Origin of the sequence: Rhizobium sp. IBUN (assembly GCF_000510625.1) — a bacterium.
GTDB classification, from domain to species: Bacteria; Pseudomonadota; Alphaproteobacteria; order Rhizobiales; family Rhizobiaceae; genus Rhizobium; species Rhizobium altiplani.
Window position 1 is genome coordinate 278,469 of the sequence record NZ_AZNV01000003.1, and the last position, 17,931, is coordinate 296,399.

At 60.7% G+C, this 17,931-nt stretch carries 17 protein-coding genes; 3 read left to right on the forward strand and 14 right to left on the reverse strand.

Annotation, left to right across the window (positions count from 1 at the left end):
• Positions 1-6 precede the first annotated feature (6 nt).
• The 5 genes from RHIBUN_RS0105455 to RHIBUN_RS0105475 form a co-directional block, all read right to left on the reverse strand.
• Positions 7-402, reverse strand: coding sequence for a VOC family protein (locus RHIBUN_RS0105455; RefSeq protein ID WP_025658774.1), 396 nt, complete (start codon positions 400-402; stop codon positions 7-9).
• Positions 403-449: 47 nt separating this feature from the next.
• Complete coding sequence (locus RHIBUN_RS0105460) at positions 450-1,199, reverse strand: ABC transporter permease (RefSeq protein ID WP_025658775.1); 750 nt, start codon at positions 1,197-1,199, stop codon at positions 450-452.
• Complete coding sequence (locus tag RHIBUN_RS0105465) at positions 1,196-2,140, reverse strand: ABC transporter ATP-binding protein (RefSeq protein WP_025658776.1); 945 nt, start codon at positions 2,138-2,140, stop codon at positions 1,196-1,198. Before RHIBUN_RS0105465 ends, RHIBUN_RS0105460 begins: the two co-directional genes overlap by 4 nt.
• A complete protein-coding gene (locus RHIBUN_RS0105470; RefSeq protein ID WP_025658777.1) occupies positions 2,137-3,303 on the reverse strand; it encodes an ABC transporter permease in 1,167 nt (388 codons plus the stop codon). Before RHIBUN_RS0105470 ends, RHIBUN_RS0105465 begins: the two co-directional genes overlap by 4 nt.
• A 65-nt stretch (positions 3,304-3,368) precedes the next feature.
• On the reverse strand, positions 3,369-4,277 hold the full coding sequence (locus RHIBUN_RS0105475) for an ABC transporter substrate-binding protein (protein ID WP_025658778.1): 909 nt from the start codon (positions 4,275-4,277) through the stop codon (positions 3,369-3,371).
• A 420-nt stretch (positions 4,278-4,697) separates the two neighbouring features.
• On the opposite strand from RHIBUN_RS0105475, the gene RHIBUN_RS0105480 reads away from it, so the two are divergent.
• Together RHIBUN_RS0105480 and RHIBUN_RS0105485 are read left to right on the forward strand one after the other, a co-directional pair.
• Complete coding sequence (locus RHIBUN_RS0105480; protein ID WP_025658779.1) at positions 4,698-5,891, forward strand: LysR family transcriptional regulator; 1,194 nt, start codon at positions 4,698-4,700, stop codon at positions 5,889-5,891.
• 32 nt (positions 5,892-5,923) lie between these two features.
• The gene (locus tag RHIBUN_RS0105485; RefSeq protein WP_025658780.1) at positions 5,924-6,646 is read left to right on the forward strand and encodes a copper homeostasis protein CutC; all 723 of its coding nucleotides are present in this window, start codon (positions 5,924-5,926) and stop codon (positions 6,644-6,646) included.
• Here RHIBUN_RS0105485 and RHIBUN_RS0105490 read toward each other — a convergent pair.
• The 7 genes from RHIBUN_RS0105490 to RHIBUN_RS0105520 form a co-directional block, all read right to left on the reverse strand.
• Positions 6,643-7,662 (reverse strand): zinc-binding alcohol dehydrogenase family protein, encoded by a 1,020-nt coding sequence (locus RHIBUN_RS0105490; RefSeq protein WP_025658781.1) that lies wholly within the window; start codon positions 7,660-7,662, stop codon positions 6,643-6,645. The two genes, RHIBUN_RS0105485 and RHIBUN_RS0105490, sit on opposite strands and share 4 nt — an antisense overlap.
• 66 nt (positions 7,663-7,728) lie before the next feature.
• A complete protein-coding gene (locus RHIBUN_RS0105495) occupies positions 7,729-8,703 on the reverse strand; it encodes an ABC transporter permease (RefSeq protein WP_018857666.1) in 975 nt (324 codons plus the stop codon).
• A 24-nt stretch (positions 8,704-8,727) separates the two neighbouring features.
• Positions 8,728-10,278, reverse strand: a complete 1,551-nt coding sequence (locus RHIBUN_RS0105500) for a sugar ABC transporter ATP-binding protein (RefSeq protein ID WP_025658782.1) — start codon at positions 10,276-10,278, stop codon at positions 8,728-8,730.
• 120 nt (positions 10,279-10,398) lie between these two features.
• Positions 10,399-11,385: an ABC transporter substrate-binding protein gene (locus tag RHIBUN_RS0105505; RefSeq protein WP_025658783.1), complete on the reverse strand. Its 987-nt coding sequence runs from the start codon at positions 11,383-11,385 to the stop codon at positions 10,399-10,401.
• Positions 11,386-11,590: 205 nt separating this feature from the next.
• Positions 11,591-12,037, reverse strand: coding sequence for an RbsD/FucU domain-containing protein (locus RHIBUN_RS0105510; RefSeq protein ID WP_025658784.1), 447 nt, complete (start codon positions 12,035-12,037; stop codon positions 11,591-11,593).
• Positions 12,038-12,046: 9 nt separating this feature from the next.
• On the reverse strand, positions 12,047-13,066 hold the full coding sequence (locus RHIBUN_RS0105515) for an aldo/keto reductase (protein WP_025658785.1): 1,020 nt from the start codon (positions 13,064-13,066) through the stop codon (positions 12,047-12,049).
• A 34-nt stretch (positions 13,067-13,100) separates the two neighbouring features.
• Positions 13,101-14,603 (reverse strand): altronate dehydratase family protein, encoded by a 1,503-nt coding sequence (locus RHIBUN_RS0105520; RefSeq protein WP_025658786.1) that lies wholly within the window; start codon positions 14,601-14,603, stop codon positions 13,101-13,103.
• Positions 14,604-14,843: 240 nt separating this feature from the next.
• Between RHIBUN_RS0105520 and RHIBUN_RS0105525 the strand changes: the two genes are divergently transcribed.
• Positions 14,844-15,761 (forward strand): GntR family transcriptional regulator, encoded by a 918-nt coding sequence (locus RHIBUN_RS0105525; RefSeq protein ID WP_025658787.1) that lies wholly within the window; start codon positions 14,844-14,846, stop codon positions 15,759-15,761.
• A gap of 189 nt (positions 15,762-15,950) precedes the next feature.
• Here the strand turns inward: RHIBUN_RS0105525 and RHIBUN_RS33090 are convergent, their stop codons facing one another.
• Entirely contained in the window at positions 15,951-16,214 is a 264-nt protein-coding gene (locus tag RHIBUN_RS33090; RefSeq protein WP_245271631.1) for a hypothetical protein, read from the reverse strand.
• A 136-nt stretch (positions 16,215-16,350) separates the two neighbouring features.
• Positions 16,351-17,844, reverse strand: coding sequence for an MDR family MFS transporter (locus tag RHIBUN_RS0105535; RefSeq protein WP_025658788.1), 1,494 nt, complete (start codon positions 17,842-17,844; stop codon positions 16,351-16,353).
• Positions 17,845-17,931 lie beyond the last annotated feature (87 nt).

Genomic DNA, 17,931 nt, shown 5'->3' on the forward strand with positions numbered 1-17,931 from the left:
AAGCTCTTAGAGATAACGGCCGTGACGCTGCAGGACTTCGATCTTGTAGCCGTCGGGATCTGTGATGAAAAAGAACAGCGCCAGCAACTTGCCGTCGCGATTGAGCTCGACGATCTTGCCGGGGTTCAATCCCGCCTCCGTCAGACGCTTGTGCTCCATCTCCACTTCCTGAACCGAGAGGGCAAGATGCCCGTAGCCGTTGCCGAGGTCATAAGGCTCGATGCGCCCCTTATTGACCGTCAGCTCCAGCTCGAAGCCGGTCTCGTCATTGCTCATGTAAATCAGGGTGAAGGTGTCGAAATCGATACGATCGGCGACCTTGAGGCCGAAGACCTTGCCGTAGAACTCGACCGAGCGCGCCTCGTCGAGAACGCGGATCATGGAGTGGATCATCTTGGCCAAGGCTGCCTCCCATTGCCGATATCACGGCAGCCTTGGTAGCCGTCGCCTCATGCCTGGCGCAAGCCAATTCTTTCAGTGATGGCGTTTTCGATCAGCCCCATCGCATCATAGATCAACACCGCCATCAGGCCGACGATCAGGCCGCCTTGCAGGATGAAGGCGGTATTGTCGGAGATCAGCCCGGCAATGATGACTTCGCCCAAGCCCTTGGCGGCCACCGTCGAGCCGATCGTTGCCGTGCCGATGTTGATGACGGTCGCAACCTTCAGACCCTCGAGGATCAGCGGCAGGGCAAGCGGCAATTCCACCTGAAAGAGCCGCTGCGTGCCATTCATGCCCATGCCGTCGGCGGCATCCAGCACGGAGGGAGAGACTTGCTTGAGGCCGGAGACGGTGTTTTCGAAAATCGGCAGGAGGCCGTAGAGAAAGAGCGCGATCAACGTTGGCCCGGCGCCGAAGCCGGTTGCAGGCACGGCAAGGGCGAGCACTGCCACCGGCGGGAAGGTTTGGCCGGCATTGGCGATCGCCCGGGACAGCGGCAGGAAGTCCTCGCCGCTTTTGCGGGTGACGAATATGCCGCCGAGGATCGCGAGAACGGCGCTGCCGACGATCGAGATCGCCACGAGAAAGAGATGCGAGGCGGCAAGATGCGGAAGGCTGTTTTGGGTATAGACCGCCGGCGCATTGTTGCTCGTCAATGGTACGAGCAGGAAGGACAGCCACTCCGTCCGGAACAAGAGGATCAGCAGCAGGACCAGTGCGGCAGCACGGAAGAGGTTCGCAAGGACGAACTTCATGCCTTCCGGCCCAGTTCGAGCAATCGCGTCATCGAGATCGAGCCGACAGGCGCCTTGTCCGCATTCTGGACGGCGGCTTCGCCAACGCCCTGCCAGATCATCTCTGCCAGGGCATCTCGCAGGCTGAGCGACTGCGGCAATGCGTAAGCGAGGCCTGACTTTGCCGGCTCCATGCTTTCCTTCAGCGGCAGCAGCGACATCAGCTTCAGCGCCCGGTCGGAGGTGCCGGTCAATTGTTGCACGAAGGGATCGGCCGGCTCGGTCAGGATCTTTTCTGGCGTCGAGCATTGCAGCAGCTTGCCGGCGCTCATCACGGCGATCTGGTTGCCGAGATGGAAGGCCTCGTCCATGTCGTGCGTGACGAGGACGACTGTCGTACCGAACTGCTTCTGGATCGCCAGCAGATCGTCCTGCGCCTTGCCGCGGATGACGGGATCGAGCGCCCCGAACGGCTCGTCCATCAGCAGCAGTTCCGGCTCCGCGGCGAGCGCCCGCGCAACGCCGACTCGCTGCTGCTGCCCGCCGGAAAGCTGGTGCGGATACTTTTCGGCAAAGGTCGCGGGATCGAGGTTGAACAGGCCGAGCAGTTCCTCGACGCGGCTCTTGATTTTCGCCGTATCCCAGCCAAGAAGCTGCGGCACCGTCGCGATGTTTTGCGAAACGGTCCGATGCGGAAAGAGGCCGTGCCCCTGGATCGCGTAGCCGATCTTGCGGCGTAATTCTGTCACCGGCACGTCCATGATGTTCTGCCCGCCGACGAAGATCTCGCCCGACGTGATCGGCACGAGACGGTTGATCATCCGCATCAGCGTCGATTTGCCCGAGCCGGAGGTGCCGACAACAGCCGTGATCGAACCTTTCTCGACTTCCATCGAGACGTTGTCGACGACGGCCGCCGTGCCGTAGCGCTTGGTGACGTTCCTGATTTCGATCATGCTCATGCGGCGGATCCCCGTATGCTGTCGATGACCGCATCGAGGATGACGGCCGAAGAAAAGGCGAAGAAGACGGTCGGCACGGCGCCGAGCAGAACGAGGTCCATGGCTGTTTGACCGAGCCCTTGGAAGATAAAGATGCCGAAGCCGCCACCGCCGATCAGGGCCGCGACCGTCACCAAGCCGATCGCCTGCACCAGGACGATACGAATGCCCGTCAAAATGACGGGAAAGGCAAGCGGCAAGTCGATGCCGGTCAGAATTTGGCGACGCGTCAATCCCATGCCAGCCGCTGCATCACGTACCGAGGGATCGACTCCCTGCAGACCGACGACGGTGTTGGCCACGATCGGCAACAAAGAATAAAGGACAAGCGCGATCAGCGCCGGCGCGGCGCCGATGCCGCGAATGCCGATCGAGGCGGCGGCGGGCAGGTGCGTCGCGAGATAGCCGAGCGGCAGCATCAGGATGCCGAAGAGCGCAAGGCTCGGGATCGTCTGGATGAGGCTGAGGCCCTGCAGGACGACGGCACGCAACTTTGGAACCCAGAAACACAGGATGCCGAGCGGCAGGCCAATGACGATGGCGATCGCCAGTGAGCCGAGTGCCAACAGCAAATGGGCGACCGCTTCCGTCCAGAACTGCGCGGATCGGGTCGCGAATTCCTTCATGATCGAGAGATCGTCGAGCAGTCCGGAAGCCAGGAAGATGCCGAGCAATCCGGTGTAGGCGACAAGGGCCGCAATACGCATCCACGGCGTAAGCTTGATCTTCACGAGCGCGTCCGAAACGACGAGCCCGATCACCGCAAACAGCACCCAGAACCCACCGCCCGGCGTCATGCGCGCGGCATTGCTGGCCGGTGGCGTGAATGCCGAAGCTGCAAATCCAATGGTCGCGAGCAGCGCAGCAAAACAAAGGGTGGCGATCACCAGCCGCAGCAGCGCATTTTGAAGAAAAAGTACGGCAAAGGCCGTGGCCAGCAGGAGGATCGTCAGGATGAGGGCGGAGGGTTGATTGAGTAGCTGCGTCAGCAGCATGGGCTTTCCGGCGGCGATGCGGTTTGCCTTCACATAGATGAAAGGCAGGAGCGCAGTTGCGACAACGCCTGTTGTCACCAGCACCACGCCGAGCCGGTCCAGTTTGCGGACCGCTAAGGTTTCTTCCATCGATCCATCCTGTCCGGTCGAAAGGCTGCTCCGCCCGTGGGCAGGCGGAGCATCGGGCAACGAGATTACTTCAGGAAGCCCTTTTCCTTCAGGAAGCCTTCGGCAACCGACTTCGCCGGTTCGCCGTCGACCTGGATCTTGCCGTTCAGCTTGCGCAGTTCATCGGCGTTCAGGCTCTTGAAGATCGGTGCGAGCACTTCCTCGATCTTCGGGTTTGCCTTCAGCACTTCCTCGCGGATGATCGCGGTCGGCGCATAGACTTGCTGGACGTTCTTGTCGTCCTCGAGAACCGTCAGTTCCGCGGCCTGGATCGCACCATCTGTACCATAGACCATGGCGGTGTTGGCGCCGTTCGTCTGGTCGGCTGCCGCCTTGATGGTCGCGGCCGTGTCACCGCCCGAAAGGACGATTTCCTGGTCTGGCTTCAGCGTGAAGCCGTAGGTCGTCTGGAATGCCGGAAGCGCGCCAGCCGAGTTGACGAACTCGGCGGAAGCCACGAGCTTCGCCGCACCACCGCCTGCGACCCACTTGCCGAAATCCGACATGGTCTTCAGGTTGTTCGGGCCGGCGACGTCGTTGCGGACCGCGAGCGCCCAGGTGTTGTTGGCGGGAGAAGGCGCCAGCCAGACAATCTTGTTGGCATCGTAATCGAGCTTTTTGGCCAGTTCGTAGCCCTGTTCGAGGTTCTTCCAGGCTGCATCGTCGGCCTTGTTGAAGAAGAAGCCGGCATTGCCGGTATATTCCGGATAGATGTCGATTTCGCCTGATGTGATTGCCTTGCGAAGAACCGGCGTCGTCCCAAGCGCAACACGGTCCTGCGTCTTGATGCCGTTTGCGTTGAGCGCGAGCACGATCACGTTGCCAAGCAGCGTGCCTTCAGTATCGATTTTCGATGAAACGACGACGTCTGCAGCATGGGCCGCCCCTGCCGCAAAGGCGGAAAGCGTGACGGCAAGAGCGAAATTCTTCAACATGGATTGTCCCCTTGATTTACACCGTTTGACCTCGTGGCAGGCCCTGGCGGGAGCCTTCCACGTATAAAATCACCGGCGAAAGCAGTCTGGCTGCGATCATGCCGGAAATACGTGCGTCATGGAAATAGCGTTCGCGTTCGAAAAATCGATGCAAGCCTCACCAGTTTCGCGGTCGCGGTGCGATTATGGCGGTGAATGCAAATGCTTGCGCGAAAATGCATTTCCTTTTCCATCGCTGCCGCGATTTGTTTTTGTTCCCTTGCGTGTTTCCGCAGATGTCCGGTGCTCTTCAGTGCTTTTACTGTCCAACCCGGTTTTGTTCTTGGCGGGAACGATAGCCGTCTGATTTCCCGACAGGGATATCTTTTTTCGCGAACACATCATATCGTTCGATTTTTCATATTGTTACGGAGAAAGCGATTGCAGCTCGGCACGTTGTTTGTCGCCAGTCACGTGCTCACATCGGGTTCGGTCAGAGAGACGGCGCGAAGCCTTTCGCTTGCAGCATCGACGGTCTCGACCGCCGTCCGCAATCTCGAAACGGAGCTTGCCCTGAAGCTGACAGAGCGCAGTTCCGGCGAGCTTGCGACGCTCCTCGCCAGCAACGACGTGCGCGAAAAACTCGCCCCGATCGTGCGGGCAGCTGAAGAGCTCGCGAACTGGATGGGGACCAACGAACCGTCGCGTCTGCCGATCAAGATCACCACGATGGAGCGGTTCCTTGAGGTCGCTGACCAAGGCAGCATCAACCGGGCGGCGCGACGGCTGAAGCTCGGTCAGCCGCAGCTTTCGCTTCAGATCGCGACTTTGGAGAAGGCGCTCGGTCATCGCCTCTTCGAGCGGCAGGCTAATGGCTCCGCGCTGACGGAGCAGGGTAGCCGGATCTATGCCATCTTGCAGGCCATCACGCAGGAGTGGAATGATCTGAAAGCGTCCGCTGACGAACGCTATCAGCGCACGGCGCGGGCGCTGCGCATCGGTTCGATCATTCCGACAGGATCGGAAAGTTGGGTTGCACGATGCCTTGGCGCTCTCGTCGCCGAATGGAACGCCCGCCGCAGCAAGAATGCCCTGTCTCTGGTGTTGATGACGGCGGATGACTTGCGGGAAGCTTTGAAATCCGGCCGGATCGACGTTGCCATTCTCGACTCCGTTTTTGGTCTTGAGCGCTTCCAGCATCGCGAGTTGCTGAAGACCGAGATGGTCCTGATAGCACCGCTGCAAAGCCGAGAGCGGACGGTGGCCGAGCTTGTCGAAGGTCACGCGATCTGCACGCCGAGTTCGAGGACGGGGCTTGGACACGCCACGATGGCGCTAAGCCACGAGCGCACTGCCAATCGCAGGCACCGCAACCAGGATATCACTGCCGCCGACTCTCTGCCTGTGATCGTCGACCTTGTCGCCAACCATGGCTATATCTCGTTTCTTGGCCGCGTCAGCGCCATGCCCATTGCCGACAAGGTTCGCATCGTCGAACTTGAGGAGTCCATCCCGATGTCCTATCACGTCGCCTTCAACCATCGGAAAGCCTCGGCTGACGCAAGTGCCGTGATTGTCGCCGCCGTTGCCGAAATAATTGCCGAACCCGTCGCGCAAGAAAACGCTTTCGCTTAAATGGACGGCGCGGCGGACAAGGAGATTCGAGCGTGAGCGTTTTGCTGGAAGTGTGCGTGGACAGCCCGCAGGGGCTTGCGGCTGCAATTGCCGGCGGTGCGGGCCGTATCGAACTCTGCTCGGCGCTGGAGCTTGGCGGGCTGACGCCGGTCGCCGGGCTGATGAAAGCTGCCGCGGCTGCGCCCATTCCGGTCTATGCAATGATCCGCCCGCACGCCGGCCCTTTCGTGTTCGATGCGGCTGACGAAGAGGCGATGATGGCCGATATCGATGCCGTGCGCGCCTTCGGCCTTGCCGGCGTCGTCATCGGCGCCAATCGCCAGGACGGCAGGCTGGACATGCCTCTGATCAGCCGGCTAAGGGCGCGTGCCGAGGGACTTGGATCGACCCTCCACCGTGCCTTCGATCTCGTCCCTGATCCCGGTGCAGCACTGGAACAGGCGATCGAACTCGGCTGCGAGCGCATCCTGACGTCAGGCTGTGTGCCGAAGGCGATCGACGGCCTGGAAACGCTGAGCCGTCTCTCCCGCAAGGCGGCTCGCCGTATCTCGATCATGCCCGGCAGTGGCGTGCGTCCAGGCAACGTCGCTGAGATACTGCGGGCCACCGGCGCAAGCGAGGTTCACGCCTCCTGCAGCTCACGGGTCGACAGCATCGACCCACGGGCGGTTGCCTTCGGCTTCGAAGCAGCGACAACGAACCGGACGGATGCCGACGTCGTTCGCCAGATGCGGGCGGCGATCGACGCGCTTTAAGCGCCGACCTTGATGACCGCTTTGATCAGGCCGCTCTTTTCATGAGCCCAGCGTGCCAGGTCTCGTGGCGCATTCTCCAAAGTCGTACGGTGGGTGATCAACTGCTCGACCGGTACGAGGCCCTTGGCGATCGAATCCGCGACATGTTCGAAGTCCACGCGGGTCGCGTTGCGGCTGCCGATGACCATCATTTCGCGCTTGTGGAACTCCGGATCGGAGAAGCGAATATCGTCCTTCACGACGCTGACCAGCACCAGCGCGCCGCCATGGGCGACGAAACCGAAGGCTTTCTCCATCGATGGGCCATAGCCGGTGGCATCGAAAACGACGTCAAAACCGTCGCCGCCAGTCATCGCCCTGACAGCATCAGCGGCACCTTCGCCTGCAACGATGCTAGAGGAAAAGCCGAACCGATCAACGGCCATCTGCAGCCGTTCCTGACTGGTGTCGAGCAATGTCACCTCATGCCCTGATATCCGCGAGAAGATTGCGGCCCCAAGCCCGATCGGGCCGGCACCGATGACGAGCGAGCGTGATCCGGTCGGCGCCATCGAACGGCGAACGGCATGGGCGCCGATTGCAAGAAACTCCGTTGTGGCTGCAGCTTCCAGGCTCACGCCCTTCATCGCATAGAGATTGCCGGCAGGCACCGTGATTTCGTCGCAGAAAGCACCGTCGGTATGAACGCCAAGCACCTTGATATTGGTGCAGCAATTCGGCTTGTCTTGGCGGCAGGCGACGCAGGTGCCACAAGAGAGATACGGGTTGACGACCACAGGCGTTCCGACCGCCATGGCAACGCCTTCGCCCGCTTCGACAACCGTCGCCGAGATCTCGTGCCCCATCACGCGGGGATATTCCAGGAACGGGTGCTTGCCCTCGAAAATGTGGTAGTCCGTGCCGCAGATTCCGACATGGCTCACCGCAAGCCGTACCCAGCCGGATTCAGGCGCGCCGGGTGAGGGGCGTTCCACGAGTTCGAGGACGCCAGGTTCTTGGCAGAGCACTGCTTTCATGATGATCTCGCATTCCCTAGATGGAAGAAGCCGGCCTTTGGGCCGGCTCCCTGTCTCGCTGCCGGCTTACGGCGTGCGGCGGCGGCGCAGCTGGTCGAAGTAGACGATGACGATGATCAGCAGGCCGGTGATGATGCGCTGCCAGAACGAATTGACGTTCAGCAGGTTCGCACCGTTGTTGATGGTCGCCAGAATGAAAGCGCCGATGAGCGGACCGTGCACGGAGCCGATGGCGCCGAACAGGCTGGTGCCGCCGATAACGGACGAAGCGATCGCCTGCAGTTCCCATCCGTCCGCCTGCGTGGCGTTGCCAATCGCGATACGGGAAGCAAGCAGAACACCAACGAAGGCAGCAAATGTCGCCGAGAGAATGTAGGCGAGATAGATGATGCCGTTCACCCGGACACCCGACAGGCGGGCCGCTTCACGGTTCGAACCGACGGCGAAAAGATAGCGCCCCCAACGGCTGAGATGCAGGAAGACGTAGGACGGGACTGCAACAAGAATAACCATCCAGAACAGGCTCGGCACGCCAAGGAAGTCGGCGCGGGCAAAGTTCGTGAAGGGCTCGTTGACGATGTTGATCGTCGAACCATTGGTGATCAAAAGTCCGATGCCGCGCAGCGAGGTCAGCGTTGCCAGCGTGATAATGAAGGGCGGCAGTCCCATCTTGACGATGCCGAAGCCGTGGAATACCCCGATGCCGACGCCGATCAGCAGTGTGATCAGGATGGACGCCCAGACCGGCACGCCTGCTTGCAGCAGCCAAGCCAGGATAACGGTGCAGAATCCGACGATCGCGCCGACCGAAAGGTCGATGCCGGCGGTGATGATTACGAACGTCTGGCCGAGCGCCAGAATGGCCGTCATTGCGCCCTGCCGCAGCAGGTTGGAAATGTTCAGCGGCGTCCAGAAGCTGGCTGTGACGAAGCCGAGAACGATCCAGAGGAAGGCCAGGAGACCGATGAGGGTCAGGCCGAATAGGATATTGACTTTTCGGCGCGGCGGCGGCGCGGCGATATCGGTGGGGGTTACGGTCATTGGTTCTCTCTCCCTCTTTTTCTTTTAGACACCGATCGCTTCGCTGAGCACTTCTTCATGTGTTGCCGCGTGGAAGTCGTGGCTTGCAACAAGCTGGCCGCGGCGGAAGACGTGCAGCCTGTCGGCGAGCTCATAAACCTCAGGCAGATAGGAGGAGATCAGGATGATACCCGCGCCTTGCTTGAGAAGCTTTGCAAACAGCCGGTAGATTTCCGCCTTCGTACCGACGTCGACGCCCACCGTCGGCTCATCGAAGATGAAGAGGCGAGCGCCGTAGCTCAGCCATTTGCCGATGACGACTTTCTGCTGGTTCCCGCCCGACATGGCCGAAACCAGGACACGCCGGCTCGGCGTCTTGATCGCCAGGTCACGGATCTGTTGGTCGGCATTCTGCGATTCCTCGCTGTGGCTGATGACAGGACCCTTGCTCAACCGTTTGAAGACCGGAAGATTGATATTCAACCCGATCGGCAGGTTGAGGCAAAGTCCCTGGTCGCGGCGGCTTTCCGGCGCCAGCGCGATCCCGAGTTCCATTGCAGTGCGCTCGTTGGTGATGTCGACCTTCTTGCCCATCCAGTGGATCTCGCCGGCCGTGGTCTTTTCCCGCCCGAACAGGCCGAGCGCGAATTCGCTGCGCCCTGCGCCGATCAGGCCATAGAGGCCCACGATCTGGCCGGCCTTGACCGAGAGCGAGACGCTCTCGAAGCCCGGTCCGGAAAGCCCGCGCACGTCAAGGATCGTGTCTCCGATCGGGATCTCTTCCTTGTGATAGATCTGCTCGATCGAGCGGTTGATCATCAGCGCGATCAGCTCGGCTTCATTCGTCTCGCCGATGGTGCGTGTGCCGACATGCGTGCCGTCGCGCAGCACCGAAACGCGGTCCGCGAGTTCGAACACTTCTTCCATGCGATGACTGATGTAGACGATTGTGACGCCTTCGCTTTGAAGGCGGCGGATCAGCTTGAAAAGCTGCGCCGATTCCTGGCGGGTCAGGTAGGCTGTTGGCTCGTCGAAGATCAGGAATTGCGTGCCGCGCATGGCCGCGCGCGCAGTCGCAACGAGTTGTTGTTGGCCGATCGTCAAATCGGCGAGAGGCACGCCGGCAGGCAGTCCGAAGCCGAGATCGTCGAGGACGGCCTGCGCCATCTTCTCCATCTCTTTCTTGCGCATCAGCCCGTATTGATTGACCTCGTCGCCGAGAAAGAGGTTGGCTGCCACCGTCAAGTGCGGGCAGAGAACAACTTCCTGGTGGACGGCGTTGATGCCGCGCGCGATCGCCTCGTTGGGCGTTGCCAGGGCCACGGGGTGGCCACACCAGAGAATCTCGCCCGCCGTTCTGGTAATCACACCGGTCAGCAGCTTGATCAGGGTCGATTTGCCTGCCCCGTTCTCGCCGACGATCGCGTGGATCTCGCCGGCCAGGAACGTCATCGTCGCCGGCTTCAGCGCCTGGACGTAGCCGTAATTCTTTTGAAGTCCTTTAAGTTCGAGGATCGGGGCGCCCGCGGGAATGCGGTTTGCCTCCGTCAGCGTGGCGCTGTCATCGTGTCGATGACTGACCTCTTCCAGGCTCATGGGCGTTTCCTCCTCGCGAATTGCCGTCTCTCCACCGCCGCCCGCGTTCCTCATGCGGACGATAACATAGGTGAAGGAAGGCCGCGCAGGATTCCTCTCGCGCGGCCTTCGTCGTGTGATTTACTTGACCTTGGGGTTCAGCAGAGCGTCGATCTTCGGTTCGCTCATGTTGGCCTTGGTGACCAGGTTTGCGCCCGTGTCGACGTTGGCCTCGACCTTTTCGCCCTTGGATACGGCGAGCGCCGTCTTCACGCCGTCATAGCCCATGCGGTAGGGATCCTGAACAACGAGACCGGCAAGCGAGCCGTCCTTGAGGAAGCCGACGGTCTTGTCGTCACTGTCGAAGCCGATAACCTTGATCTTCTCGCCGAGCTTATTCTCGGCGATCGCCTGGCCAACGCCCTGTGCCATGATCAGGTTCGAAGCGAAGACACCGACGAGGTTCGGGTTGGCGGTGATCAGGTCGGTCATCATGTTGAGGCCGGTGGTTGCCTGGCCATCAGCATACTTGTCGGCAACGACCTTGAGGCCCGGATACTTGGCCTTGACTTCTTCCAGGAAGCCTTCGCGGCGCTGGTCGAGCGAGCCGACACCCGGCAGGCTGGTGATGATGGCGATTTCGCCTTCTTCCTTGCCGGTTGCGCCCTTGATGGCAGCAGCAAGACCGTCAGCAGCGATGCGGCCGCCCTGGACGTTGTCGGTCGTCAGGAACGACTTGAAAGCCTTGGAATCGGCGGCCGAGTCGATGCCGATGACCGGTACGGACTTGGCGGCTTCATCGATCGGCTTGCCGAGTGCCTTGAACTCCGTCGGCGAGATGACAACGGCGGCAGGCTTGCCGGCTACGGCATTCTCAAGAATGCTGATCTGGCCGTTAATGTCGGACTCCGACTGTGCGCCGAGTTCCGGAACGTTGACGCCTAGATCCTTACCGGCAGCGCGGGCGCCGGCCAGAACGATCTGCCAGTAGAAAGAGGTCGTGTCCTTGACGATGATCGGAATCGTCACGTCAGCTGCAAACGACGTTACCGGCATTGCGGTGGCGATAGCGGCAGCACCCGCGAGAGCCGTGAAGGCTCGGCGCGACAGAATGGATTTCATGCGCATGTAGTTCTCCTCCTAGGTGCGTTCTCCTCCAAGAAACCGTACCGCTGAACGCAGGCGGGCGATTTTTATCGATAAAAAACAGTTACCACGAGAAGCTAGCCGAGCGAAAGTCAAATTGCAAGTACTGCAAGCGGCTCGCTCATTGTTTCTTTATCTATCGCAAGTAATTGTTTTTCCAATCGTTCATCCGCAGTCTAAAGTGCTGTCAGCCGCGATAGACTTCGTCGGGGCGAACAACACCTTTCTTCAAAATCAGGTTACCGTACAGCCGGAATTCTGTCGTCGCGACAATATAGGCGGCCGTGCGGGCACGCTCATAAAAGGCGAAGCGTTCGAGGGATGCGATCTTGAAGTCGCCGGCGCGCCTCGAAACGATTTCCTGAAATTCGGCGCAAACGTCGGGCACTGCGGTCGGGTCGCCGACAACTTGCATGCGCCACGCCGTTTCCGGCACGAACGTATCGAGCGGAAAATGCGTCAGGATCGCCTCGGCCATGTCGGTGGCGCTGACGCCATCGGCACGAATGACTTCCGGACCCATTGTGCTCGAGGGAAAGTTGGCGTCGGCGATGACGATATCGTCGCCGTGCCCCATGCGGGCGATCGCACGCAGCAGGTCGGGATTGAGGATGGGGTGGATACCTCTAAGCATGGTCCGTCCTTATACACGCACGGCGTCTTCGCCGAGCGGCGGCGCGACGAGCGTCAGAGAGTCGAATTCCGGGAAGATCGAGTCCGGCAAGGCTGGCTCGAAAAGCTCCATGTTGCGTGTCAGGCTCGAAGCCTTGGCCGTGCCGATCAGGACCGAGGAGACGAGCGGATCGCGGAGCGGGAACTGGAGCGCCGGGGCAGCCAGCGACACGCCATGTTTGGTAGCGATCCTCTCCATGCCCCCGACCTTGGCGAGGACATCGTCTGTCGCCGGCATGTAGTCGAAATGCGAGCCGGGCACGGGGCCCGTCGCAAGGATGCCGGAATTGAAGACGCCGCCAACAACGAGCGAGGTGCCCTTCTTTCTGCAAAGCGGCAGCAGTTCGGCAACCGCTGACCGGTCGAGCAGCGTATAGCGCCCGGCCATCAGGATGCAGTCGATGTCGGCATTGCGCATCACGTCGAGGCAGACCGGAATCTCGTTGACACCGAGGCCGAAGGCCTTGATCGCGCCGGAAGACTTCAGTTCATCGAGCGCCTTGATGCCGGTGTCCAGGAATTGCTTCTGCAAGACAGCGTTCTTCGCCGCGCCGTGGGTGTATCCGCCAAGGTCGTGAACGTAGAGTATGTCGATCCGATTCAGTCCGAGACGGGCATAGCTGAATTCCACCGAGCGCATGATGCCATCGTAGGAATAGTCGTAGTCGGCATCGAAGGAGAGTGGGTCGACATAGCTATAGTCTGGAACGGTTCCCGTCGGCACCGGGCGCAGCAGCCGACCAACCTTGGTCGAGAGCACCCACTCCCTTTCCGGCTTGTCGCGCAGGAAGTCGCCGAAACGACGCTCGGCGAGACCGAGGCCATACCACGGCGCGACATCGAAATAGCGAATGCCGCTGTCCCATGCAGCCTCAAGCGTCTCCATAGCCTGTTCGCGCGGGCAGGCGCGATACAGGCCGCCGAGAGCGGCGCCGCCGAAGCTTACTTCGGTCACCTCCAGCGCCGTGCTGCCGATCCTCCTCGTCTTCATTATTCCTCCCCTGAAGACTTGATATGCATCTGATTTAGAGTGTCGCACCCAAATGCCACGGCACAAACTCATTGTCGCCGTAGCCGAATTCCTCGCTCTTCGTCTTCTTGCCGGATGCCGTGTCGATGATCAGGTCGAAGATCTCGCGGCCCTTGGCGCTGATCGTCGCATCGCCTGTCGCGATCGTGCCGCAGTCGATATCCATGTCCTCTTCCATCGAGGCATAGAGAGCCGAATTGCTGGAAAGCTTGATCGAGGGCGCCGGGCGGCAGCCGAAGCAGCTGCCGCGGCCGGTGGTGAAGGCGATCATGTTCGCGCCGCCGGCTACCTGACCAGTTGCGGAGACGGGGTCGTAACCGGGGGTGTCCATGAAGACGAGGCCCGGTGCGCTGACGCGCTCGGCATAACCATAGACGGCTGTCAGAGGCGAGCGTCCGCCCTTGGCGACGGCTCCGAGTGATTTTTCAAGGATCGTCGTCAGGCCCCCGCGCTTGTTGCCGGGCGACGGATTATTGTCGAGCGATGCCCCGTGCATCGCCACGTACTTCTCCCACCAGGCGATCTTGTCGTCGAGCTTGCGGGCAACCTCGTCGCTGACGGCGCGGCTGCGCAGAAGGTGCTCGGCACCGTAGATCTCGGAGGTTTCGGAGAGGATCGCCGTGCCGCCGGCAGCTGCCAGCAGGTCGGCTGCAACGCCGAGCGCGGGGTTGGCGGTGATGCCGGAAAAGCCGTCGGAGCCGCCGCACTGGAGGCCGATGATGATATCGCTGATCGGCAGCGCCACGCGCTTTTCCTTGCCGACATCCTGCGCAATTTCACGCAGCATGCCCATGGCGCGCTCGACGGCGCGTCGCGAGCCGCCGGCATCCTGAATGTTGAAGTGACGCTTGGAGTTCCCGGCGCCGCTTTGGCCGTAGAGTGTCAGCTGGTTGACTTCGCAACCGAGGCCGATCATCAGCACGCCGCCGAAGTTCACATGCCTGGTATAGCCGGCAAGGGTCCGGTGCAACACGGCCATGCCGTCACCTGTGGAACTCATGCCGCAGCCCTGGTCATGGACGATCGGCACGAAACCGTCAATACCGTCGAAATGCGGCAGGATCGTCTTGTTGGCCTCGTCGGCGATCGCCCGACAAACCGTGGTGGAACAGTTGACGCTGGCAATGATGCCGATGTAGTTGCGCGTCGCCGAGCGGCCGTCGGCACGACGATAGCCCATGAACGTGCGCGCACGATCCGCTGCAGTTGCTTCCTCAGGCGCCGAGTTGGCGGTCGCGGCAAGACGGTCGTTCTCGAAGTGCAGATTGTGACTGTGAATATGGTCGCCGGCCTTCACGTCCGCCGTCGTCCGCCCGATCGCCTGCCCGTATTTGATGATGGGCTGGCCAAGCGGGATATCGGCGAGTGCGATCTTGTGACCGGGGTCGATCTTCTCGCGGGTCTGGATGCCGGCGACCGTCGCGCCGGATGGGATCGCCGCCGTCGCAACCGCAACGTTGTCGCCGGCAGACAGGATGATCCAGGGGTCCTTGGTCAACATTCTTCTCCCTAGGGGAAACACTCGCTTCGTCGGCGAATGCTCATTGATTTTGTTTTTTATCTACAATAAACATTTTCAAGTCAACGGGATTATTCATCCTGTGGACGAGGGAGGCAAACAGCCGCATGCAATCCAAAATAAGATAAGGATTGCTGACAGATAAGCTTCTGCCACGCTTCGCGCCGCAACTTCGTGGCCGTCCGATCCGTGTTGCCGGGGCAAAAGGGCGGGGTGTGCATGGCAAGGCAGAATACAGTCTTCAAGGAAGCGTACAACCGCTATGCCGCCGCTTTGCGAACGGATGCGGCATTGCCCTCGGAGCCCGAAATAGCGGCGCAGCTCGGCATCAGTCGCAGCACTGCGCGCGCGATCCTGACGCGGCTCAGCGATGCCGGCATCATTCGTTGGAACAAGCGTCAGAAGATCGTCCTCAGGCAGCCGACCGAAGCCGATTTCTTTCCATCAGAAGAGACCAACTCACTTCACGACATCATCGAGCGAAGCTTCATGCAGCGCATCTTGTCGGATGATGCCGCACCGGGCATGCAGATCAACGAATTGGAGCTCGCGCGCGAGATCGGCACCGGCACCACGAGTGTCCGCGAATTCTTGATCCGCTTCTCGCGGTTTGGCTTGATCGAGAAACGGCCGAACAGCCACTGGATTCTCAAGGGCTTCACACGCGATTTTGCGCTTGAACTCGCAGACGTGCGCGAGATGTTCGAGCTGCATTCGGCGGCGGAATTCGGCAAACTTCCGCCAGAGAGCGACGCGTGGCGCGCGCTGTCTGACATCAAGGCGGATCATCAGGCGATGCTGCGTGATCTCGACACGCGCTACAAGGATTTCTCCACTCTCGACGAGCGCTTCCATCTGCTCATCCACGCGGCTTCGCGGAACCGCTTCATTGCCGATTTCTACGATGCTATCGCGATCATCTTTCACTATCACTACCAGTGGAACAAGGCTTTCGCTCGCGAGCGCAACGAACGTGCCATTCATGAGCATCTGGATTATATCGCCGCGCTGGAATCTCGTGATCAGGCAGCGATCGATTCCGCCTGCCGTCTGCACTTGCGCTCGGCGCGCCAGACCCTGCTGCAATCAATTCCACTGACGCCCTCCGACGAGGTTCTGGCGGAAAGCCAATCTTGAGAGAAAACCCGGCCGGAACCGGGCTAAGTTCTATTTCACGCCTGCTTTCCCTCTACCGGCGAATGGGCGCGCATGTACCGCCGGCAGTCATTTGCGTCGTCAGCGACAAAATCCTCCTCTTCACCTCGATTGCGGCAATTCCTTCGCGTGTTATTTTGGGGCTTAGAAAGGCCTGCTCACCATTCAACGTTATCGGCAGCGGCGTACTGTCTTGGTGACCTCATCGCCATCGTCGGTCATCGTTCTGACGGTCTTGGTGTAGCAGCCATCGCGATAATAGCGGTCACGATCGCGACCCGCGCCAACTCGGATGCCGTGCTTGTTGATGGTAATTCCGGGACGCACACGATCGTACTCGTCGTCGTAGCTCCGTTCGCGCATTATGGGCACGCTGTCAGCCATTGCGGGTGCGACGAACGAACAGAGCGCCATAGCTGCAGCAGTGCAATTCATAAGGGTCCTTCACATCTCAGTTCTCTTTCCCTGATGAAAGACAGACGAAGGAGAACAGACCTGGTTCCTTAAGAAATGACGCGCCGGTTGGCCTGACGATCCTCTTTCGAGCATCACATGTGGTCCAGTTGAAGGTTTAGTGCGACGCTTCGCTGGCGGCTGACGTCACCGATGCCCGGCCTTGCTCGCGTCCCACAGGAATGAGCCAGGCCGACAGGAACGTGAGAACGGCAACCACCGCCACGCCCCAGAACGTCCAGTGAAGCGATGCATCGAAGACGGTGCGGATTGCGGGATCGGCGGCCAATTCGGAAAGCCCGGTTGGCTGGTTCAGAACATCATGCAGCGAGCTTGCTGCGTCCCCGGCGGCATAGTGGCTGATGCCGGCGTTGAGAATGGCACCGAGCACGGTTGCTCCGAGGGTATTGCCGAGGCTGCGGGCGAAGATGATCGACGCTGTGGCGCTGCCGCGCATCGACCATTCGACACTGTCTTGTACAAGCGCGATACTGGTGAGGCTGATCAGCCCCATGCCGAAGCCCATGAAGAACGAGCCTGCTCCCGCGAGCGCGGGGTGGCTGTCCGGTGTCAGGAAGAGCAGGAAGGAAGCACCGAAGGGAAACATGAGGCTTCCAACCCGTAGCGTGCGTCGGATGCCGAACGCCCTGAACAAGCGGCTGGAGAGCATCACAGCCAGTGGCCACCCGACGACCAGCATGGTCAACGTGAAGCCCGCGACGATCGACGACCGTCCGAGGACGCCTTGGACGTACATGGGCAATACGGTCGAAAGCCCGATCAGCGCCATGCCGGCAAGCAGTGTTGCGGCGTTGCTGGTCGCGACCAGCCGGCGGCTCCAGAGAGCAATGGAAATGATCGGCTCGGCCGCCCGCTTCTCCTGCAGCAGGAAAAGGACGGCGGCGACGGCGAACACCAGGGCGAGCAACGCCAATACCCACGCCTTGGCATCCGCGGCTTCAGTCAGGATGACGAGCAGCGCAATGACGGCGATCGAAAACAGGATGGCGCCGAGATAATCGATCTTCGCCTGCTTGTGCGCGACCGATTCCTTGAGGAAGAGGGAGAAAGCGGCGATCGACACGATTCCGATCGGCAGGTTGATCCAGAAAATCCAGGCCCAGGAGATGGTATCGACGATCACACCCCCGGCGAGCGGCCCGACAACCGCCGATGTGGCCCACACTGTCGCCATGACACCCTGCACGCGGCCTCGCTCCTCGAGCGTGAAGAGGTCGCCGATGATTGTCATTGTTACCGGCTGGATAGCCCCGGCGCCAAGCCCTTGCAACAGGCGGAAAACGATCAGCGAAGCCATCGACCATGCCAGCCCGCAGAGTAGGGAACCGAAGAGAAAGATCAGGATGCCCGAAATCAGCACCGGTTTGCGCCCGAAGATGTCCGAAAGCTTGCCGTAAATGACGGTTGTCGTCGACTGGGCCAGAAGAAAAGCCGAGAAGACCCAGCTGTAATAGGTAAAGCCACCCAACTGCCCAACGATCTTCGGCATGGCGGTCGCGACGATCGTGGCCTCGATCGCGACCATGAAAGTCGCGAGCATGATAATGGCGACGACGAGCGCGCGGTTCGAGCGCAGAGCTGTATGGGACATGAGATCTTCTCCGGGTGCTCCGCGAAGTGCCAAAAAATGACCAGCAAGTCGGCTAGGCGGGCTGGCGCGGAGTGTAGCACCGGTTCT